The sequence below is a fragment of the Mesorhizobium sp. B2-1-3 genome (genome assembly GCF_006442495.1).
In the GTDB taxonomy this organism is placed as follows: Bacteria; Pseudomonadota; Alphaproteobacteria; order Rhizobiales; family Rhizobiaceae; genus Mesorhizobium.
The window spans coordinates 70,635-90,326 of sequence record NZ_VFWL01000011.1; the positions used below are offsets into that span (position 1 = coordinate 70,635).

18 protein-coding genes are annotated in these 19,692 nt (G+C 62.1%); 10 read left to right on the forward strand and 8 right to left on the reverse strand.

The window, feature by feature from the left end:
- Positions 1 to 242 precede the first annotated feature (242 nt).
- The 4 genes from FJ973_RS19100 to FJ973_RS19115 all read right to left on the reverse strand — a co-directional run bounded on the left by FJ973_RS19100 (position 243) and on the right by FJ973_RS19115 (position 5,326).
- Positions 243 to 2,147, reverse strand: coding sequence for an ABC transporter ATP-binding protein/permease (locus FJ973_RS19100; RefSeq protein WP_181170926.1), 1,905 nt, complete (start codon positions 2,145 to 2,147; stop codon positions 243 to 245).
- A gap of 372 nt (positions 2,148 to 2,519) precedes the next feature.
- Positions 2,520 to 2,789: a hypothetical protein gene (locus FJ973_RS19105; protein ID WP_140498611.1), complete on the reverse strand. Its 270-nt coding sequence runs from the start codon at positions 2,787 to 2,789 to the stop codon at positions 2,520 to 2,522.
- Positions 2,764 to 3,444: a DsbA family protein gene (locus FJ973_RS19110; protein WP_140498610.1), complete on the reverse strand. Its 681-nt coding sequence runs from the start codon at positions 3,442 to 3,444 to the stop codon at positions 2,764 to 2,766. The genes FJ973_RS19105 and FJ973_RS19110 overlap by 26 nt, the downstream gene beginning before the upstream one ends.
- Positions 3,445 to 3,505: 61 nt before the next feature.
- On the reverse strand, positions 3,506 to 5,326 hold the full coding sequence (locus FJ973_RS19115) for an extracellular solute-binding protein (protein ID WP_140557207.1): 1,821 nt from the start codon (positions 5,324 to 5,326) through the stop codon (positions 3,506 to 3,508).
- 225 nt (positions 5,327 to 5,551) lie between these two features.
- Between FJ973_RS19115 and FJ973_RS19120 the strand changes: the two genes are divergently transcribed.
- Entirely contained in the window at positions 5,552 to 6,181 is a 630-nt protein-coding gene (locus tag FJ973_RS19120; RefSeq protein ID WP_140498608.1) for an invasion associated locus B family protein, read from the forward strand.
- 92 nt (positions 6,182 to 6,273) lie between these two features.
- Here the strand turns inward: FJ973_RS19120 and hspQ are convergent, their stop codons facing one another.
- Together hspQ and FJ973_RS19130 are read right to left on the reverse strand one after the other, a co-directional pair.
- A complete protein-coding gene (gene hspQ / locus FJ973_RS19125) occupies positions 6,274 to 6,597 on the reverse strand; it encodes a heat shock protein HspQ (protein WP_181165343.1) in 324 nt (107 codons plus the stop codon).
- A 159-nt stretch (positions 6,598 to 6,756) separates the two neighbouring features.
- Complete coding sequence (locus FJ973_RS19130; protein ID WP_140557209.1) at positions 6,757 to 7,971, reverse strand: UbiH/UbiF family hydroxylase; 1,215 nt, start codon at positions 7,969 to 7,971, stop codon at positions 6,757 to 6,759.
- A 112-nt stretch (positions 7,972 to 8,083) separates the two neighbouring features.
- Here FJ973_RS19130 and FJ973_RS19135 point away from each other — a divergent pair, with 112 nt between their 5' ends.
- The 8 genes from FJ973_RS19135 (at position 8,084) to FJ973_RS19170 (ending at position 16,388) form a co-directional block, all read left to right on the forward strand.
- Positions 8,084 to 8,980: a DUF2182 domain-containing protein gene (locus FJ973_RS19135; protein ID WP_181165344.1), complete on the forward strand. Its 897-nt coding sequence runs from the start codon at positions 8,084 to 8,086 to the stop codon at positions 8,978 to 8,980.
- A gap of 14 nt (positions 8,981 to 8,994) precedes the next feature.
- Positions 8,995 to 9,609, forward strand: a complete 615-nt coding sequence (locus FJ973_RS19140) for a DUF1326 domain-containing protein (protein ID WP_140498606.1) — start codon at positions 8,995 to 8,997, stop codon at positions 9,607 to 9,609.
- Positions 9,606 to 10,424 (forward strand): phosphatidylcholine synthase, encoded by an 819-nt coding sequence (pcsA, locus tag FJ973_RS19145; protein WP_140498605.1) that lies wholly within the window; start codon positions 9,606 to 9,608, stop codon positions 10,422 to 10,424. The genes FJ973_RS19140 and pcsA overlap by 4 nt, the downstream gene beginning before the upstream one ends.
- A gap of 27 nt (positions 10,425 to 10,451) precedes the next feature.
- Positions 10,452 to 11,429, forward strand: a complete 978-nt coding sequence (locus FJ973_RS19150; RefSeq protein ID WP_140557210.1) for a quinone oxidoreductase — start codon at positions 10,452 to 10,454, stop codon at positions 11,427 to 11,429.
- 215 nt (positions 11,430 to 11,644) lie between these two features.
- On the forward strand, positions 11,645 to 13,222 hold the full coding sequence (locus FJ973_RS19155; RefSeq protein ID WP_181165345.1) for an ABC transporter ATP-binding protein: 1,578 nt from the start codon (positions 11,645 to 11,647) through the stop codon (positions 13,220 to 13,222).
- Positions 13,219 to 14,349, forward strand: a complete 1,131-nt coding sequence (locus FJ973_RS19160; protein WP_140498602.1) for an ABC transporter permease — start codon at positions 13,219 to 13,221, stop codon at positions 14,347 to 14,349. The genes FJ973_RS19155 and FJ973_RS19160 overlap by 4 nt, the downstream gene beginning before the upstream one ends.
- Positions 14,349 to 15,269, forward strand: coding sequence for an ABC transporter permease (locus FJ973_RS19165; protein WP_140498601.1), 921 nt, complete (start codon positions 14,349 to 14,351; stop codon positions 15,267 to 15,269). The genes FJ973_RS19160 and FJ973_RS19165 overlap by 1 nt, the downstream gene beginning before the upstream one ends.
- A gap of 51 nt (positions 15,270 to 15,320) precedes the next feature.
- Positions 15,321 to 16,388, forward strand: coding sequence for a BMP family ABC transporter substrate-binding protein (locus FJ973_RS19170; RefSeq protein ID WP_140498600.1), 1,068 nt, complete (start codon positions 15,321 to 15,323; stop codon positions 16,386 to 16,388).
- Positions 16,389 to 16,433: 45 nt separating this feature from the next.
- On the opposite strand, the gene FJ973_RS19175 is transcribed toward FJ973_RS19170, so the two are convergent.
- Both FJ973_RS19175 and rimO read right to left on the reverse strand, forming a co-directional pair.
- On the reverse strand, positions 16,434 to 17,540 hold the full coding sequence (locus FJ973_RS19175) for an acyltransferase (RefSeq protein WP_140557212.1): 1,107 nt from the start codon (positions 17,538 to 17,540) through the stop codon (positions 16,434 to 16,436).
- A gap of 98 nt (positions 17,541 to 17,638) precedes the next feature.
- Positions 17,639 to 18,952 carry a 30S ribosomal protein S12 methylthiotransferase RimO gene (rimO, locus tag FJ973_RS19180; protein WP_140557214.1) on the reverse strand — a complete coding sequence of 438 codons (1,314 nt, stop codon included), beginning with the start codon at positions 18,950 to 18,952 and terminating at the stop codon, positions 17,639 to 17,641.
- A 311-nt stretch (positions 18,953 to 19,263) separates the two neighbouring features.
- Between rimO and FJ973_RS19185 the strand changes: the two genes are divergently transcribed.
- Positions 19,264 to 19,689 carry a hypothetical protein gene (locus tag FJ973_RS19185; RefSeq protein ID WP_140498597.1) on the forward strand — a complete coding sequence of 142 codons (426 nt, stop codon included), beginning with the start codon at positions 19,264 to 19,266 and terminating at the stop codon, positions 19,687 to 19,689.
- Positions 19,690 to 19,692: the final 3 nt, after the last annotated feature.

Below are 19,692 nucleotides of genomic sequence, written 5' to 3' on the forward strand. Positions count from 1 at the left end.
AGGGCGGACGGCGGTTGCGTTCGACTGTGACTGTCGCCAGGCATGGCGCGGTGACCTTTCCGCTCGCGGGTTCGAGTTTGATGTCTGCGAGCGGGCGCAACATAGGAGCTCGCCTTGCCCTGTCAATCGAAGTGATCGAGGAAAATGCGGGCAACATGCCCCAGTCGCAAGACTGTGATCGCTGAAGCGTATCGCGCCGAAACGGTAAAATGGCTGGACGGCCTATGCCGCGGCGAGTCCGGCTACTTCTGCTTCAGCCGGCGCGGAAAACGCAGCCATTTGTCGTCGACCGGCCTTGGCACCGGCCCTGGCTGTGCGAGAATGGTGGTGAGCTCGGGAGGCAGGCTCGGCACCAGCGGCTTCTTGGTGGCGACGCCGTCCGCGATCGCGACGATCGAGTGGTAGAACTCGGCGCCGGTGACCGATCGCGGCGCCACCGCTTCATGCATGACGCTGATCACCGTTACATCCGGGCAGTTGTCCTTGATCGCCTGGTGGAAGGCAACCTTGCCCTCCGGATCGAGTGCGCCGGTCGCCTCGTCCAGGAATAGTAGCCCGGGTTGATGGAGCACGATGCGGGCCACCACCAGCTTCTGTTTCTGACCGCCGGACAGGACCTGATCCCAGCTTTTGCCTTCGCGGCTTTCGTCGCCCATATTCTCGATGAAGTCGCCCAGACCCGCCTTGTGCAGCGCGGACGCGACCTGCGCGTCGCCATGGTCGTGCTCGGAGCCCGGCAGGCAGACCAGCTGCTTCAGGGTCACCTGCTGCAGCTTGACCTCCTGGGCTGCATAGAAACTCTTTACCCCTTCGGGGAAGACGATGGTGCCGCGGCCGTAGGGCCACAGGCCGTTGATGGCCTTGATCAGCGAGGTCTTGCCGCAGCCAGATTCGCCTTTCAGGAAGGTCCATTCGCCGCGCCGGAAGCGCAGGTTCGCCGCAACGAGGAAAGGCGTTGCGTCCTCACCCTGATGCGCCAGTTCAAGCTTCTGGATGGTCAAGCCAAAAACCGGGTTCTGGCTGGCGTAGCGGAAGTCGGAACGGCCGCTCTGGCTGTAGAATTCCTGGGGATGCTGAACGTTCTCGATCGCATTGGCCAACTCGGTGACACGCTGGCTGTTGGCGCGCAGGGTGGCGATGGCGGGCATGACATGGATGAACCACGAACATTGGCCGATCAGCGAATTGACCAGTTCGGAGCCGGTTATGTAGCCCTTCAGGTCGAAGCCGTTGTGGATGAACGGCACAAGGCCCGGTCCATAGGCGACAATGCGGGCGCCGATGAAATTGTAGATCAGCTCGAACGACATGTAGACGGTGTTGACGATGTTGAGCCGCGTCCATGTGCCGTCAATATCGCCATAGAGGCGGCCATGCATGGTCCTCTGAACGCTTTCGCCCCGCGAGGCCGCGACATGGAAGCTGCGGCGCAGGAATGTCGTCAGCTCGCCACGGTAACTGCCTTCGGCCTGCTGCATCCTGACATTGAGACGCTCGAGCATGCCACCGAGCTTTACCGCGATCCAAGTGTTGAGCGGCACATAGATGGCGACGGCAAGGAGGGCGAGGATGGCGCTGCCATAGCTGCCGAGGAATTCGAGCCCCTTTACCTCGACGGAGGTCTCGAGCAGCTTCTGGCCGACGAAATAGAGCGAGGTGGCGACACCCAGCACGCCCATGGCTAGGCCGATGGCGCCGCCGGTCATGTCCTTGATCGATTCCTGGACGCGCTGATCGATGTTGTCGGGGGCCGGCGCGCCATTGCCGGTCGAGGCATGCTGGGCGTGGAAATGGGTGTGGTTGCCGTCCAGCAGCGCCTCGTTGAAACGGCTGTCGAGCCAACCGCGCCATTTGCGGTGCAAGGTTGCCGAGACAAGATTGCGGATGCCCGTGAAGCCGGCGTCCTTGAGCACGACCAGCAGCACCAAAATAGCGGCATTGGCCAAAAGCGTCTGGAGAGGGGTGGTGTTGGCGGCGTCGTGGAAGAAGGCGATCGAGTTGACCAGTTCTCCGGATGCTTCTGCGAACCAGACGCCGGCCTTGCTGGACAGAGCGGTGAGCAGCGCGATCACCAGCGTCAGCGTCCAGGCCTCCTTCCACCGGTCCGAGACCCAGTAGGCCCGCATCAGGCCCCAGAAGCTGCGCATCGAGGAAACCGGGGTCAGAAGCGACCGCCTTGCGGCATCGCTGTGTAGTCCATCTGTTCCTGACAGTTGCGGTGGTCTGTCGACCCGAATCACAATCCCGCCCAAACCTTTTTTGTATTGTTACGGATGGTAACACCAATTGATCATTTTCCATTAATTTTTATAGGGGGGCAGCGGGATTGAGGTGGATGCCGTGGCTGCAGGGCAACAGGTTCGGCTTCCCGAGCGTCGCGCCAAAGCCGACGAAAAGCCGGTTTAAGCTAGTGATGTCAGGTAATTACGCGGCATCAGAGCGCGACGTTTCTACCTTCCCCTAGGGAAGGCGTTCGCACGAATTTGTGACCCGCTTGGGCTGCCCGGCAAGCCGGCTTTTCATTGCAGGCTAATCAAAATTCCGGAAAACACGTCGCCCTGGACGCCTGATTCCTCGCCGGCATGTCCCCGCCGGAAGTCCGGAAATGACCTGAGACGCTGGGCAAGCCAGCGATCGACCGGACCGGCGGCATCAAGGCAGGCCGCGACGCCGGCAAAGCCAATGATCGCGGAACCCACCGGGGCCAGGCGTTGCCTCACGCCCGGGGAGGGCTGCTTGAAAATCCTGCGTTGAAGATCGGGTTCAGTCGACTTTTTCCAGTTCGCCACGCGCCTTGGCGGCGGCTACCTGGCGGATGGCGTCGGCGAGCGTGTCGACGTCCTGCGCGCCCATCACCGCATATTTGCCCTCCAGCAGGAAGCATGGCACGCCTGATATGCCCATGCGCGACGCGGTGGCGATCTCGGTGCGAACCGCCTCGACATCGGCATCGGTCGGCAAGAGCGTCTCGACAACGGATGCGTCCATTCCGGTCTCGCGCGCCGCCTCGACCAGCACGGCGTGATCGCCGATGTTGGCGCCTTCTTCGAAGTTCAGCTGGAACAGGCGGCGCACCAGCCGGTTCTGCACGTCTTCGCCGGCCGCACCGGCCCAGCGAATGACGCGATGGGCATCAAGCGTGTTGGGCGCGACCTTGATGGCGCCGAAAGCGAAGGAAATGCCTTCAGCTTCACCGAGCGGCTCGATACGGGCGTGGATCTGGCGAATGTGTTCGTCGCTGCCGAATTTGGCCAGCATGTACTCGCGGCGATCCTTGCCTTCCGGCGGAATGGTCGGATCGAGCTGGAACGGCCGCCAGCGTATATGCACATCCACCTCGCCGGCGGCGGCGACCGCCTTATCCAGCCGCTTCTGGCCGATGAAGCACCATGGGCACACGACGTCGGACACCACGTCTATGGTGATCGTATTCGCTTGGCTCATCTCGATCTCCTGAACGTTCGGGCGCCGTGCACTTACCGGGCTTCCACTCCTGGGCCTATGCTCAGTTCGGCTTTCGCCACCAGGTCGGCAACTGGTAACCGAATATGGGCGTCTTTTGCGGATGGTCCAGATAATTCCAGTAAGCGATCCATTGCTGCGTGTTGTGCTGCATCGGCACCATGTAGTTGCCGGAGATCAGCAACCGGTCGAGAACGCGCACGGCGGCGACGTAATCCTCCTTGGTGCGGGCGCGCAACATGGCCTCGATCGCAGCGTCCACCGCGGGATCGGCGACGCCGGCGAGGTTGAACGAACCTTCAGCCTTGGCGGCGAAGGATGACCAACGCCCGATCTGCTCGATGCCGGGCGAGAGCGAATTGTTGAAGCCGCTCGAGCCGATCAGCACCTCGAAATCGAAACGCTGCTTGCGCGACTGTATCTGGTCGCCGTCGAGGCTGCGGATGGAGACATCGATGCCGATCTTTTCCAGCGTGCGCTGGTAGATGCCGGCGAGACGCTCCTCGTCCTGCGAGGCGGTCAGGATCTCGAAGCCGAAGGGCTTGCCCTCGGGGTCGAGCATCGTGCCGCCCTGCAGGTGGTAGCCGATGCTTTTCAGGAGATCGAAAGCCGCTTTCAGCACCTTTCGGTCCTGGCCCGAGCCATCGGTCACCGGCGGCCGCCAGGTTCCGTCCATGACGTCGGCCGGCACGCGGCCGGGGTAGGGCGCCAGCAACGCTTTTTCCCTGTCGTCGGCCGGATGGCCGAGCGCCGAAAGCTCGGAATTCTGCCAGTAGCTCATCGTTCGCGCGTATTTGCCGCCAAACAGGTTCTTGTTGGCCCATTCGAAGTCGTAGAGCATGCCGAGCGCCTGACGCACCACGGGGTTCGAGAATTTCGGCAGCCTCGTGTTGAACAGGAAACCGGTCACGACGGGTGGAATACCGGTGTCGAAAGTTTCGGCAACCACCTCTCCCCTATGGAAAGCGGGAAAATCCAGATCGCGTTCGCGCTTCACCGGATCGCTGTCGTCGTCGATGGCGCAAAGGCCTTTCTTGAACGCCTCGAGCTTGGCATTGGCGTTGAGGAAATATTCGATGGTGATCTGGTCGTAATTGTCGAAGCCGCGCTTGGCCGGAATATCCCTGCCCCAATAGTCCGGGTTGCGCTTGAAAACGATGCGCTGGCCGGGCGTCACCTGTGCGATCCTGTAGGGGCCGCTGCCGATCAACGGCTTCAGCGTCGTCCTGTCGAAAGTCTCGATGTCGAAGGCGTGCTTGGGGATGATCGGCGTCAGCGCGATGATCAGCGGAAATTCGCGATCGGCCTTGTCGTTGAAGGTGAACCGCACGCTGTGGTCGCCGGTCTTCTCAAGCTTGGCAATCCTGGCCATGCGGTCGCTGTAGGGCGGACGGCCTTTCTGCGTATAGGCATCGTAGGTGAACAGCACGTCCTCCGGCGTCACCGGCTGGCCGTCCGACCATTTGGCATTCGGGTTGAGATGGAATTCGATGCTCTTGCGCTCGGAATCCATGTCGGCCGACTCGGCAAGCAAGCCATAGAGCGTGAAGGCCTCGTCGGCATTGCGCTGCATCAGCGGCTCGAAGACCAGATTGCCGAAGATCGTGTCCATCATGCCGCGCGCCGTGGTGCGCAGGCTCTTCAGGATGAAGGGGTTGAGATTGTCGAAACTGCCGACGACGCAATAGGTAATGCTGCCGCCCTTCGGCGCGTCGGGATTGACGTAGTCGAAATGCGCATAGTCGGGCGGCAGGGCCGGCTCACCCTGCATGGCAATTGCATATCTGGGTTCCGACGCCGCCGGCAGGGGCGAAAGGGCGAAAAATGATGTCGCGGTGATCAGCCAAACGAGAACGCGGCCCATGACCGTCTCCTTACCGGGTCGGCTTGATGATTCGGTGCGCACACTAGCATGGGGCACCGCCAATGTTCGTTGCCAAGAATCGCAGATTGCGGGCTGGATTCGGCACCGCTTGCAGTGTAACACGCCGTCCGAAGTCATTCTGTTGCCTCATTTCGGCAACAGGTAGCTGGACCACACGGCGCGAAGAAGCGGGTCCCCGGGATCATTTGAGAGGAAGTGCACGACATGACGAGCCTGAACAGCAATGCGTACCGCCTGTCGGTCATGGCCGCTGGTGTGATCGGCTTTCTGGGCGCGGCAATTCCCGTTGCTTCCGCACAGCAGCAACAACAGATCCCGCAGGGCTGGTTCAAGGCTTGCACAAAGCAGGAAGACGTCGACATCTGCAACGTGCAGAACATCACCACCGCCGGCAACGGCCAGTTGGTCACCGGCGTGAGCCTGATCGAGCTGAAAGGCAAGGTGAACCGCAAGGTCTTCCAGGTGACGGTTCCGACCGGTCGTCTGGTTGGTGCCGGCATTGGCCTCCAGATCGATACCGGCAAAACGCAGAAGCTTGAATATGTGGTCTGCTTCCCCGACCGCTGCGTGGCGGAAGTGCCGCTGACCGACCAGCTCGTCGCCTCCTTCAAGAAGGGCCAGGCGCTCACCTTGACCTCGATCAATTTCCAGAACCAGCCCAATCCGATCAAGGTCGCGCTGCAGGGCTTCAGCGGCGCCTATGACGGCCCGCCGCTGCAGCAGTCGGACATCGAGGACCGGCAGAAGAAGCTCCAGGATTTCGTCGCCAAGAACAACCAGGACTTCGCCAAGAAGCTCAAGGAAGAGCAGGACAAGGCGAAGACCGCGAACTGATCGGTTCGGGCATTCTCAAAGCCACAAAAAAGCGGGGTCATGCCCCGCTTTTTTGCTTCTGCACCTGACTCACTGATCAGTGCCTGAGGTGATCAATGCCTGGACTGCCGTTTCGGTTCGTAGCGTCCGTCCGGCTTTTTGTCGAACATTTCCTTGATCTGCGGGTGGCGGACCGGTTCTCCCGATTGGTCCTCGAGCAGATTCTGCTCGGACACATAGGCGATGTACTCGGTTTCCGAATTCTCGGCGAGCAGATGGTAGAACGGCTGGTCCTTGCGCGGGCGCACGTCGACGGGGATCGCCTCGTACCATTCCTCCGTATTGGCGAATTGCGGATCGACATCGAAAATAATGCCCCGGAACGGAAACAGCCGATGGCGAACCACCTGTCCGATCGCGAATTTGGCTGTTCTCATCGTACTCACCACTGAATTCCTTGGCTTTATTTGGCGCAGACTCCGAATCAATTCAATCCCGAAGCTTTGAGCGTCCTCAAGCTGCGTGTGATACGTAGCAAAGATTGTGGGCGAGTTGCCGGCCATCGATGCCTGCCGGCAGCAAATGTGTTCGCAAGCTCACTGCTGGCGCGCTTGCTTTCCCAAGCCACCGCCAAGCGCCGCAAACCCGCTGCCGGGACGGAGCCCTTCGCGCATGAAGAAAGCGCGAAGCGGTGCAAAACCACCAAGCACGCCGAGCCCGGCACCGCGCGCCATCTGCGCCGGCAGCAGGTCGGAAAGCAGCGACATGTTCAGTAGATTGACCGCGCTGCTGCGCGCCAGAATATCGGGCCGGCGCTTGAAGTCATAGATGGCGAGGGCTTTCGCGGCCCCTGGGTCCTCATAATTTTCTTTCGCGATTCCAATAAGATCGTCGATATCCCTGATGCCAAGGTTGAGCCCTTGCGCGCCAATCGGCGGAAACACATGGGCGGCTTCGCCGACAAGTGCCACCCGGTCGCGCGCAAAACGCAGCGGCGTCGCCGTTGCGAGTGGGTAGACCTGCCGGCCTGGCTCGACCATCACCCGGCCCAGCATGGACTGCATCCGCTGCTCGACCCGCAGCGACAACGTCGCATCATCCAGCGCGGCGAGTTCCGTGGCGGTTTCCGGCTTGACCACCCAGACCAGGCTCGAGCGGTTGCCGGGCAGCGGAACCTGCGTGAACGGACCGGTTTCGGTATGGAACTCGGTCGAGGTGAAGGCATGATCGCGGCTGTGGGAGAAGTTGAGCACCAGCGCTGCCTGAGGATAAGTCCGCGCGGCGGTCGAGATTCCCGCCGCCTGGCGCGCCGGCGACAGGCGTCCGTCGGCGGCAACCGCCAGGGATGCTTCGATCACGCTGCCGTCGGCAAGGGCCGCGCGAGCCTTATCGGCGCCGAGATGCCAGGCATCGACCATGGATGTCAGCCACGCGATCCCGGAATGCGCGGCAACCCTGCCGGCGAGCGCGGGAATGAGGACGCTATTGGGCAGGTTGAGCCCGAACTGATCCTCGTCGATCTCGCTGGCGCGGAAGGTGACGACCGGACTGCGGATCAATCGGTTGGTCGCGTCGACGATGCGCATCACCTTGAGGGGCGCGGCCTGCGGCTTGATGTCGGCGAGGACGCCCAGCCGCTCAAGCACCTTCAAGGCAGGGTTCATCAGTGCCGTCGTGCGGCCATCGGGAGCGGATGCCTCCGGCCCGACGAGCGTCACCGGAAAGCCGGCATCGGCGAAACCGAGCGCGGCGATCAGCCCTGCCGGCCCCGTGCCGGCGATGAGTATCCGTGTTGTTTTCTGATGCTCCAAGATCGGCTTCCGGCTTGCGATGCGGGGCAGCGCACGCGCCCCGCCACTCGATGAGCATATAGGTCAGGTCATACGGCTTGATCAACGGGGCGATTCGGCCCATTCGAAGGTCATGACCGGCCGCCAGGACGACTTCAGCCATCTCGACAGCGCAGGCCGTGCGACGGCCGATATCGCACGCAACCCGCGTTTGACGGTGAACCTCGTTGTCGGCGCCGGCATCCTGCTTGCCTGGCTGTCCCTGGCCGCAATGGCGGTCCGCGCCGCGGAGGGACGCGCCGCGGGTATCGGCGCGCCCGGCGACGCCTTGTTGAAAACCCTGCCGCAGCTGCCGTTGCCCGATTCCGTGGCCCGGTTCTTCGCCCTCTGCCTCTCGGCCGCGCCCCTGGACGGAGATATCGGCCCGCGCGCCGGTGCGCTGACGGCAATGTGGTTCCTGATGGCGACCGCGACGATGCTGCCCTCGGCGGCGCCGATGATCCGAACCTATTGCGAGATCGCCGATACGGCCAGGATCAGGCATGAGCCGGTCGTCCATCCGCTGGTGCTGGTCGCCGGCTATCTCTCGACATGGCTGGCCGCGTCGGCTGGGTTTGCGGCGCTGACGCTCGCCATCGATGCGTTCGCCTCGTCAGGCCAGATGTTCGATCCGGTTCTGGGCATTGCCGGCGCTGTCGCCTTGCTGGTCGCCGGCCTCTACCAGTTTAGTGGCCTGAAGGAGGGCTGCCTGAAGAAATGCAGGAACCCCTTCGCGATCCTGTTTGCCAACTGGAGCGCGCGGCCTGCAGCCATTTTCCGGCTCGGCGTCGCGCAAGGCATCTGGTGCCTTGGCTGTTGCTGGGCACTGATGCTGGTGATGTTCGCCGTGGGCGTGATGAACGTCTTCTGGATGGCGCTGATCGGCCTGTTCACCCTGATCGAAAAACAAGCCGCGGGCAGGCTTCCAACCCGGCTGGCCGGTGCGATACTGCTTGTCTGGGCAGCCGCGCTGCTAGTAGTCTCGCTATGAGTGGGGGAAACTCGATGACGGATCCGAGCTGGGCAATGAAGGGGGAGCTCGTACTCTCCTGCAATTGCACGGTTTTTTGCCCTTGCGTGCTGTCGCTGGGCAGCCATCCTCCGACCGAAGGCTATTGCCAGACCTGGGCGGGTTTCCGTATCGATGCCGGTCATTTCGGAGAGGTCGACCTGTCAGGGCTTAATCTCGGGCTGATCATGGAAATCCCCGGCTATATGAGCCGCGGCAACTGGACCGCCGGCCTGTTCATCGACGTCAGAGCCTCGATCTATGCGGTCAAGGCGTTGACGAAGATTTTCACCGGCAAGGCGGGCGGGACGACGTCGCTGCTTTCGATCCTCGTCGGCAAATTCCTCGGTGTCGAACAAGTGCCGATTACCTATGAGACACGCGACAAGACGCGTATCTTCCAGATACCGAAGATCATCGATGGGGCGGTCACGCCAATTGTCGGCAAGGACCGCGACAAGGACACGGTGATCAGCAATTCGGAATATTGGATCGCGCCGGAGATCATCGTGGCCAAGTCCGACAAGAGCAAGATGCGAGCCTTTGGTCGCAACTGGAATTTCGGCGGCCGTTCAGCCGAAATCTGCAAGCTGGACTGGCAGGGCCCGTGAGCAAGAACACAACGGCCAGGAAAGCCGCCAAGAAAATCGCCGACCGGATTCCGCGGCCGAAGAAGAAAGTCACCTGGCCGCAGGCGCGCGCTTTTTCGGTGCATCTCCTGACCGCCTCGGGTTCGTTCCTGGCCTTCCTGTCGCTGGTGGCGGCGAGCGAGGAGCGCTGGACGGCCATGTTCTGGTGGCTGGGGCTGGCGCTGTTCGTCGACGGCATAGACGGGCCGATCGCGCGCAAGCTCGAGGTCAAGGAAATCCTGCCAACATGGTCGGGCGAGCTCCTCGACAACATCATCGACTATGTCACCTATGTTCTGATCCCGGCCTTCGCGCTCTATCAGCGCGGCTTCATGGGCGAGGGCCTGTCGTTCCTGTCGGCGGCCATCATCGTGGTGTCCAGCGCGATCTACTATGCAGACACCGGCATGAAGACGAAGGAGAATTTCTTCAAGGGATTCCCCGTTGTCTGGAACATGGTGGTGTTCACGCTCTTCGTCATCGAGCCGGGACAATGGGTCTCGTTCGCGGTGGTCGTGGTGGCGGGCATCCTGACATTCGTTCCGATCAACTTCATCCATCCGGTTAGGGTGGTGCGGCTGCGGCGCATCAATCTCGCAATGACTCTTTTGTGGTGCGCTTTCGGCGCGCTTGCGCTTGCGCAAGCGGCACTCGCCGCCTTCTATGACCAGATCGGCGTGCTGGGCGCGCAGGTCAGCACCTTCATAAAGATTGGCATTACCGTTACCGGGCTCTATCTCGCCTGTATCGGCGGCATCATGCAGTTCTTTCCAAATCTCGGTGCCAAAAAAGCCTGATCGGCAAATTTCTCAAGGAAGCCCACCATGCCCAAAGCAGTCCGCATCCACGCCCATGGCGGTCCGGAAGTCCTGACCTATGAGGACACCGATCCCGGCCAACCGGGATCAGGGCAGATCCTGGTCAGGCACACGGCAATCGGCCTCAATTTCATCGACGTCTATCATCGCTCCGGTCTCTATCCGCCGCCCGGCGGGTTTCCGCTTATTCCCGGCAGCGAGGCCGCCGGTTTGGTCCTGACTGTGGGCGAGGGCGTTGACTGGCTGAAGCCCGGCGACCGGATCGCCTATGCCGTCACCACAGGCGCCTATGCGCAGGAGCGCGTCATCGATGCCAGCAAGGTCGTCAAGGTGCCGGACGGCATCAGCGACGAGCAGGCGGCAGCAATGATGCTGAAAGGCATGACCGCCGAATATCTCTTGCGCCGGACCTTCAAAGTCAAGGCAGGCGACACCATCCTGTTCCATGCGGCAGCCGGCGGCGTCGGGCTCATTCTCGGCCAATGGGCGAAGCATCTGGGCGCGACCGTCATCGGCACGGCAAGTTCGAGCGACAAGATCGAACTCGCAAAGGCACACGGCTTCGACCATGTCATCAACTACAAGGAGCAGGATTTCGTTGCCGGCGTCGCGGCCATCACCGGCGGCAAAAAATGCGACGTCGTCTACGACTCCGTCGGCAACGACACATTCCCGGCCTCGCTCGACTGCCTGAAGCCGCTCGGCATGTTCGTCAGCTTCGGCCAGTCGTCGGGACCGATCCCGCCATTCTCGATGTCGCTGCTGGCGCAGAAAGGCTCCTTGTTCGCTACAAGGCCGACGTTGTTCGTCTACAATGCAAAACGCGAGGATCTGGACGCCTCGGCCGCGGCCTTGTTCGAAGTCGTGCTTAGCGGCGCCGTCGAGATCAAGATCAACCAGCGTTATGCACTCAAGGACGCGGGCAAAGCCCATGCGGATCTTGAAGGCCGCCGGACCACGGGCACGACCATACTGGTTCCCTGACGGGAACTGCCCTGGTTTTGAGCTCTCTGCCGCAGGTGCGGGCACGGTTTGCGCGAAAAGGCGGCCCGCCGCGTGGTTGCGCGAAGAAGACTGATCTTTGCCCTTGAGTTTCCGCTGAAATTCTTGAAGCTCTTTCAAGTCGAGTGCTGCTTTCGCATGAGAGCTGGCCGCGCATACGATGCTTGCGGGAACACAGAACATATCCGGGAACCCGGATGGGAGGCACTGTGAGTGCAAATCATAACGGAGCGAATCTGCTTGAGGTTCGCGGCCTGACCAAGATTTTCGGCACGCTGACGGCGTGCGATCATGTCGACCTCGACATAGCCAAGGGTGAGATCCACGCGCTGCTCGGCGAGAACGGCGCCGGCAAATCGACGCTGGTCAAGATGCTGTTCGGCTCGCTGGAGCCCAATTCCGGCGAAATATTCTGGAATGGCCAGGCCGTCAGAATTACCAGCCCGGGCGTCGCGAAAAAGCTCGGCATCGGCATGGTGTTCCAGCACTTCTCGCTGTTCGAGGCGCTGACGGCGGCCGAGAACATCGCGCTTTCCCTGGATGACGGCTCGCCGATCAGCAGCATCGCGGCCAAGGCGAGGGCGCTTTCCTACAGCTACGGCCTGCCGCTCGATCCTGAATCGCTGGTAGGGGACCTGTCGGTGGGCGAGCGCCAGCGCATCGAGATCATCCGCTGCCTGCTGCAGACGCCGCAACTCATCATCCTGGACGAGCCGACCTCGGTGCTGACGCCGCAGGAGGCCGACAAGCTGTTCGAGACGCTCGAACGTCTGCGCTCGGAAGGCAAATCGATCCTGTACATCTCGCACCGGCTGGAGGAGGTCAAACGCATCTGCGACCGCGCCACCGTGCTGCGGCACGGCAAGGTGGTCGGCCACTGCAATCCGCGCGAGGAGACCGCCGCGTCCTTGGCCCGCATGATGGTCGGCAACGAAGTGCAGGCCGTGGTGCGCGCGCCGGTCGCGGGCATCGAAACGGCACAGTCCCTGCTCGAAATCCGCGGCCTCAGCCGCAAGCCGGCGACGCCGTTTTCGATCCCGCTCAAGAATATCAATCTCACCGTCCGCGCCGGCGAGGTGATCGGCATCGCCGGTGTCGCGGGCAACGGCCAGGGCGAGTTCTTCGAATCCGTTTCCGGTGAAGTCCTGCAGCCGGATGCCGCCTCGGTGCGCATTCGCGGCAAGGATGCGGGCAGCCTCAGCATCACCGGGCGCCGGCTGCTGGGTGCAGCCTTCGTGCCGGAGGAGCGCCTCGGCCATGGTGCCGCCCCGCGCATGCGGCTTTCGGAAAACCTGCTCCTGTCGCGCCATGCCACCGACGGCAAGACCTTCGTCGGGACGGGCGGAATGGTCAAGAGCGGCACCGTCTATGCCGCCGCCCAGCGCATCATCGAGGCGATGGACGTGCGCAAGAGCGCGCCCGATCCGGAGGCGGCAGCGCTGTCCGGCGGCAATCTGCAGAAATTCATCGTCGGCCGCGAACTCGACCGCAGGCCTGACGTCATGGTGGTCAACCAGCCGACCTGGGGTGTCGATGCAGGCGCAGCCGCCCATATCCGCCAGGCACTCATCGAACTGTCCCGCAGCGGATCGGCGGTGTTGGTCATCAGCCAGGATCTCGACGAGCTGTTCGAGATATCGGATGCGATCGCGGTGATGCACAATGGCGAACTGTCCAGGCCGCTGGCGATCGCCGAGGCGACCTTCGAAAAAATCGGCCTGCTGATGGGCGGCGCCGAACCAGGCCACGCCGAACACACGCTGGAGACGGCATGATGCGCCTCGAACTCGTCAAACGGCCGCAGCGCTCGGCGCTGTTTTCCATGCTGTCGCCATTCATCGCCTTCGCGCTGACGATCATCGCGGGCGGCATCATGTTCGCGCTGCTCGGGGTCAATCCGTTCAGCGCGTTCAACATCTATTTCATCGAGCCGGTCAGCCAGGTCTGGCAGTTGCACGAGCTGGCGATCAAGGCGGCGCCGCTGATCCTGATCGCGGTCGGCCTGTCGGTCTGCTACAAGGCCAACATCTGGAACATCGGCGCCGAAGGCCAGTTCATCTTCGGCGCCATCTTCGGCTCGGCCGTTCCGGTGCTGTTTCCTGGGTTCGAGGGCCCATTGGTGCTGCCGCTGATGCTTCTGCTGGGCATGGTCGGCGGTGCCGCCTACGCGGCTATCCCCGCATTTCTGAAAACCCGCTTCAGCACCAACGAGATCCTGACCAGCCTAATGCTGGTTTACGTCGCACAGCTCTTCCTCGACTGGCTGGTGCGCGGACCCTGGCGCGACCCGCAGGGCCATGGCTTCCCGCAGACCATCCAATTCGGCGATTCCGCCATCCTGCCGGAACTGATGCCGGATGCCGGCCGCGCCAATTGGGGCTTCGTGTTCGCGCTGGTCGCGGCGGTGCTGGTGTGGCTGATGATGAGCCGCATGCTCAAGGGTTTCGAGGTTCGCGTGCTCGGCTCCAGCCCGAGGGCAGGGCGCTTCGCCGGCTTCGGCCTCAACCGCATGGTCTTCTTCGCCTTCCTGTTGTCGGGCGCCCTGGCCGGGCTTGCCGGGATATCGGAAGTTTCCGGCGCCATCGGGCAACTTCAGCCCGTCATTTCGCCCGGCTACGGCTTCACCGCCATCATCGTGGCGTTCCTTGGCCGGCTCAATCCGCTCGGCATCGTCGCGGCGGGCCTGGTCCTGGCCCTGACCTATCTCGGCGGCGAGGCGGTGCAAAGCGCGCTCGGCATCTCCGACAAGGTGGCGCGCGTGTTCCAGGGCATGCTGCTGTTCTTCGTGCTCGGCTGCGACACGCTCATCCATTACCGCATCCGGTTGATCGGTCTGGCGCTGACCAAATCGGAGAGTGCCGCGAAGCTCGAGGCCGCGCCAAAGTTGAAGGAAGCCCGCTGATGGACATCACCGTCAACATCCTCCTGACCATCGCCACGGCGGCGACGCCGCTGCTCATTGCGGCGATCGGGGAACTGGTGGTCGAACGCTCCGGCGTGCTCAACCTTGGCGTCGAAGGCATGATGATCATGGGCGCCGTCGGCGGTTTCGGCGCAGGCTATCTGACCGGCTCGCCCTGGATCGGGCTCTTGGCGGCCATCGCCATGGGCGCGCTGTTCTCGCTGCTGTTTGCCGTCATGACGCTGTCGCTGGCCACCAACCAGGTGGCGACCGGCCTGTCGCTGACACTGCTCGGCCTCGGCCTCTCCGGCATGATGGGAACCAGTTTCGTCGGCCAGCCCGGCGTCAGGTTGCCCAATCTCGATATTCCCGGGCTCAGCTCCATCCCGGTGGTGGGCAGACTGCTGTTCGGCCAGGATCCGTTGTTCTACATCTCGATCGCGCTGACGGCGGCGGTGATGTGGTTCCTGTTCCGGACGCGCACCGGGCTGACGCTGCGCTCGATCGGCGACAGCCACGCCTCGGCGCATGCGCTCGGCATCAGGGTCATCCGCTACCGCTATCTCTCGGTGATCTTCGGCGGCGCCTGCGCCGGTCTTGCCGGCGGCCATCTCTCGCTGGTCTACACCCCGCAATGGGTCGAGAACATGAGCGCGGGCCGCGGCTGGATCGCGCTTGCGTTGGTGGTGTTCGCGTCCTGGCGGCCGTGGCGGGTGCTGGCGGGCGCCTATATCTTCGGCGCGGTGTGGATCGGCCAGCTTCATGCACAGGCTTTTGGCATTCCGGTGCCTTCGCAACTGCTTTCTTCGTTGCCCTATCTGGCGACGGTCGTGGTTCTCGTTCTAATCTCGCGCAACAAGCGTCTGACGATGATGAACACACCGGCTTCCTTGGGGCAGCCATTCGTTCCGGATCGTTGACAACAATAACAAGACGGGAAGCTCCAAGGCTTAACTCAGAGAGGTAACACGATGAAAAAACTGCTTATTGCCCTTATGACGACGACAGCGGCATTTTCGCTGGTCGCGTCCGCGGAGGCCGCCGACAAGCTGAAGGCATGCTGGGTCTATACCGGCCCTATCGGCGACTTCGGCTATTCCTACCAGCACGACCAGGGCCGCCTCGAAGTCGAAAAGGCGCTCGGCGACAAGGTCGAGACCGCCTATCTTGAAAACGTCTCCGAAGGCCCCGATGCCGACCGTGCTTTCGAGCGCTTGGCGCGCGAAGGCTGCAAGATCATCTTCGGCACGTCCTTCGGCTTCATGGACGCCGAAGTGAAGGTCGCCAAGAAGTTCCCCAAGGTGATGTTTGAGCACGCCACCGGCTACAAGACGGCGGACAATCTCGGCATCTACAATGCGCGCTTCTATGAAGGCCGCTATGTGCTCGGTCAGATCGCGGCCAAGGAATCGAAGTCCGGCGTCGCCGGCTACATCGTCTCCTTCCCGATCCCGGAAGTGGTGATGGGCATCAACTCCTTCATGCTCGGCGCGCAGTCGATCAATCCGAATTTCAAGGCCAAGATCGTCTGGGTGAATTCCTGGTTCGATCCGGGCAAGGAAGCCGATGCGGCCAAGGCCCTGTTCGACCAGGGAGCCGATATCATCGTCCAGCACACGGATTCGACCGCGGCCCTGCAGGTGGCCGAGGAGCGCAAGCTGCACGGCTTCGGCCAGTCCTCCGACATGATCAAGTTCGCGCCGAACGCGCAGTTGACCTCGCTGACCGACGAATGGGGACCTTATTACATCAGCCGGGTTCAGGCAGCGATCGACGGCACCTGGAAGCCCGACAATGTCTGGCTCGGCATCAAGGACGGCGCGGTGAAGCTCGCGCCCTACACCAATATGCCCGACGACGTGAAGGCGATGGCCGAGGCGACCGAGAAGAAGATCGCCGGCGGCTGGAACCCCTTCACCGGACCGATCGCCAAGCAGGACGGCTCGCCATGGCTGAAGGACGGCGAGGTCGCCGATGACGGCACGCTGCTCGGCATGAATTTCTACGTCAAGGGCGTCGACGACAAGCTGCCGCAATAAGCTCTACGTACGTTCGTCAGGGAAGGGCGCCGCGAGGCGCCCTTTTCATTCGGCGGCTTGCACTACCGCCGGGACATGGCGAAACCGCACCAGGCCGGCGTCCACCACGAGGCTGAGCCGGATCCTGAGCCAACGCTGCACCGGCCGCTCGAAATAGCGCCAGATCGCCCACGACACCAAAACCATGAGCGCCACGCAGGTCCACGCTGCAACCCATTTGCCGGCCAGCGGCGTCAAGGCGCTGATGAAGAGATAGCCGGCATTCTGGTGAATGAGATAAAGCGGGTAAGTCAGCCCGCCGAGAGCCAGCGTGAACGCCGACGGCCTGATCCGGTGGCGCAGCAGGACAGCGCCGATCAGCGCCGCGTGCATCGCGAGGTTGGCGGCCACGAGATGGGCGGACGAGACCGCAATGCCATAATGCCCGATCATCCACTGTTGCGTCACCGATAGCGTATAGCTGGAGAGCACGAAGGCGGCCGCCAGCAACAGCAAGGCCGGCACTGAGCGACCATGCGCGTGGAGATGATGGACCAGCATGCCGGCGGCGAAGAACGGCCCGAACTCGGTGAGAAACAGAAGCCGCGCCGCGCCGCTGCCGAGGAAGAGTTCGTTGATGGCCGAGATCGCCAGCCAGCCGAGGATCAGCCCCAATTTCCATCGCTGGAAAACGCCGGCAATCAGGGCCAGCGTCACCCAGCCGTAGAAAACCACTTCAAGCACGACCGACCAGTAGACGCCGTCCATGAAAGGCTGACCGAAGGCCGGCGCGAACATTGTGAGATTGGCGAGATATTGGCTGAGAGAGGCCGGGAGCAGCGGCGTGCCGGAAAAGGCGATAACCGCGAAGCTTATCGTCATGCAGAGCAGAAAGCCCGGATATAGACGCGCGAAACGTGCGACGGCGAATTCTTCCCAGCCGCCGCCTTCCGCCGACCATGCGATGACGAAACCGCTGATCAGAAAGAAAAGATTGACGCCGAGATAGCCGTACAGAGCGAGTGGCGCGGCATGAGGATAGCCCGTCGTGAGAAAGCCGTCGGCAGCCGCGCCGCGGAAGAAATAGTGAGACAGCACAACGGCCAGCGCCGCCGCCAGCCTCAACAGGTCGAGCGTCGCGATATAATCCTGGCGGACAGGTCTGGGGTCCATCCTGAGTTCCTGCGTTTACGGTCCGGAAACCATAAGGCAGGCGGCGGCCAAACAGGGTAAATGGCCGGAACTATCGCGAAATGTGGTAAATCGCAGTCTCAGACGGCCGAGCCGTAGAGGTCATAGGCGTCGGCGCGATCGACCTTGACGGTGACGATGTCGCCGGCGCGCAGCGGGCGGCGCGACTGGATGTGGACGGAGCCATCAATCTCCGGCGCATCGTATTTGGTGCGGCCCTTGGCTGATGTGCCATGCGCTTCGTCGATCAGCACCGGCAGGCGCTTGCCGACCTTCTTGGCCAATTGCGTCGCCGAGATCTTCTGCTGGCGCTGCATGAAGCGGTGCCAGCGCGCCTCCTTGATTTCCTGCGGCACCTGCTCAAGGCCGAGTTCGTTGGAGCGCGCGCGCCGTACAGGTTCATATTTGAAGCAGCCGGCGCGATCGATCTTCGCTTCGTCCAGCCAGTCGAGCAGCATCTCGAAATCCTCGTCGGTCTCGCCGGGAAAGCCGACGATGAAGGTCGAGCGGATGGCGAGGTCGGGACACACATCGCGCCAGCCGCGAATGCGCTCGAGCGTCTTTTCGCCATGTGCCGGTCGGCGCATGTTCTTCAACACCTGCGGCGACGCATGCTGGAAGGGGATGTCGAGGTAGGGAAGGATTTTTCCCTCGGCCATCAGCGGGATGACGTCGGCCACGTGCGGGTAGGGGTAGACATAGTGCATGCGCACCCAGATGCCGAGCTTGCCCAGTTCCTCGGATAGATCGAGGAATTTCGCCCGCACTTCACGATCACCGAACATGCTGGCCTGGTATTTGATGTCGATGCCGTAGGCGCTGGTGTCCTGCGAGATGACGAGGAGTTCCTTGACGCCGGCCTTGGCCAGTTTCTCGGCTTCACGCAGCACATCGGCCGCCGGCCGCGAGACAAGGTCGCCGCGCAGCGCCGGGATGATGCAGAAGGTGCAGCGATTGTTGCAGCCTTCCGAAATCTTGAGATAGGCATAGTGGCGCGGCGTGAGCTTGACGCCTTGAGGCGGCAGCAGATCGATATAGGGATCATGGCTCGGCGGCGCAGCCTCGTGCACGGCCGCCATGACGCTCTCATAGGCCTGCGGACCGGTGATGGCGAGAACGTTGGGATGCTTCTCGCGAATGACATCGGGCTCGGCGCCCAGGCAGCCGGTGACGATGACCCTGCCGTTCTCCGAAAGCGCCGAACCAATGGCGTTGAGCGATTCATCACGGGCGGAATCGAGGAAGCCGCAGGTGTTGACCACGACGAGATCGGCACCGTCATGCTTGCGCGCGATCTCATAGCCCTCGGCGCGCAGGCGCGTGATGATGCGTTCGGAATCCACCAGGGCTTTGGGGCATCCGAGACTGACGAAGCTGACGCGCGGGGCGGACATGGGCAAGGTTCCAATGGACATGAACCGGAAACGCTGATCCGGCTCGAAGTCTCGACATATAACGGTTTGCACGGCTCTGGCGGGAGCTCAATTCGGGCGGCGCAATAGCACGGCTCGCCCGAACAGGCAAACAGGCAAGCTCTGCGACATCGGCGATCTCGTTGTGCAGATCGAAGCGAAGAAGCCGAAAGCCGTTGGTTCGCGGCTCTTAAAGCGAATTGCCGGGTAATGGCAGCCAGTCAACGCGACTTTCAGCGCTATGATTAGGACTCACTAATATGCTATAGGCAGAATGGTGAGGGGCTAGTCCCATGAAACAGTTGCTAGGACATATTGCATTGGCGTGGCTTGTGCTGCCCGGCGATGCGGACGCACACGGTTGGTATACGGGCAAGACCGATCCCGTTCTTCACTATGACTGCTGCGGAAACAAGGATTGCCGCCCCATCGATTCCAACGATGTCAGGATGACCAAAGACGGCTATTTTGTCAGGCTGCACCCTACCTACTTGAATGAGCCACAAGAAGCAGAGTGGTTTATCCCGAGAGAACGTGTCCAGGCTGCGCCCGATGATCGATACCACATCTGCGAGCGTCTAATGACGTTTTATCGAACGATCATTCCCCATATGAAGTTTGATCCTTACCAGCGATATAGGTGGACGTGCTTCTTCGCGCCGATGGGCACCGGTTCAATTCCAATTAGAATGAACCACTATGCTGCAATTTCAAACTGACCA

What these genes read in the sequence shown, in the direction of transcription:
- FJ973_RS19100 (WP_181170926.1), bottom strand. Translation starts at nt 2,147, where the DNA reads ATGCGCAGCTTCTGGGGCCTGATGCGGGCCTACTGGGTCTCGGACCGG.
- FJ973_RS19110 (WP_140498610.1), bottom strand. Translation starts at nt 3,444, where the DNA reads ATGAGCCAAGCGAATACGATCACCATAGACGTGGTGTCCGACGTCGTG.
- FJ973_RS19115 (WP_140557207.1), bottom strand. Translation starts at nt 5,326, where the DNA reads ATGGGCCGCGTTCTCGTTTGGCTGATCACCGCGACATCATTTTTCGCC.
- FJ973_RS19120 (WP_140498608.1), top strand. Translation starts at nt 5,552, where the DNA reads ATGACGAGCCTGAACAGCAATGCGTACCGCCTGTCGGTCATGGCCGCT.
- hspQ (WP_181165343.1), bottom strand. Translation starts at nt 6,597, where the DNA reads ATGAGAACAGCCAAATTCGCGATCGGACAGGTGGTTCGCCATCGGCTG.
- FJ973_RS19135 (WP_181165344.1), top strand. Translation starts at nt 8,084, where the DNA reads ATGACCGGCCGCCAGGACGACTTCAGCCATCTCGACAGCGCAGGCCGT.
- FJ973_RS19140 (WP_140498606.1), top strand. Translation starts at nt 8,995, where the DNA reads ATGACGGATCCGAGCTGGGCAATGAAGGGGGAGCTCGTACTCTCCTGC.
- FJ973_RS19150 (WP_140557210.1), top strand. Translation starts at nt 10,452, where the DNA reads ATGCCCAAAGCAGTCCGCATCCACGCCCATGGCGGTCCGGAAGTCCTG.
- FJ973_RS19155 (WP_181165345.1), top strand. Translation starts at nt 11,645, where the DNA reads ATGGGAGGCACTGTGAGTGCAAATCATAACGGAGCGAATCTGCTTGAG.
- FJ973_RS19160 (WP_140498602.1), top strand. Translation starts at nt 13,219, where the DNA reads ATGATGCGCCTCGAACTCGTCAAACGGCCGCAGCGCTCGGCGCTGTTT.
- FJ973_RS19165 (WP_140498601.1), top strand. Translation starts at nt 14,349, where the DNA reads ATGGACATCACCGTCAACATCCTCCTGACCATCGCCACGGCGGCGACG.
- FJ973_RS19170 (WP_140498600.1), top strand. Translation starts at nt 15,321, where the DNA reads ATGAAAAAACTGCTTATTGCCCTTATGACGACGACAGCGGCATTTTCG.
- FJ973_RS19175 (WP_140557212.1), bottom strand. Translation starts at nt 17,540, where the DNA reads ATGGACCCCAGACCTGTCCGCCAGGATTATATCGCGACGCTCGACCTG.
- rimO (WP_140557214.1), bottom strand. Translation starts at nt 18,952, where the DNA reads ATGTCCGCCCCGCGCGTCAGCTTCGTCAGTCTCGGATGCCCCAAAGCC.
- FJ973_RS19185 (WP_140498597.1), top strand. Translation starts at nt 19,264, where the DNA reads ATGAAACAGTTGCTAGGACATATTGCATTGGCGTGGCTTGTGCTGCCC.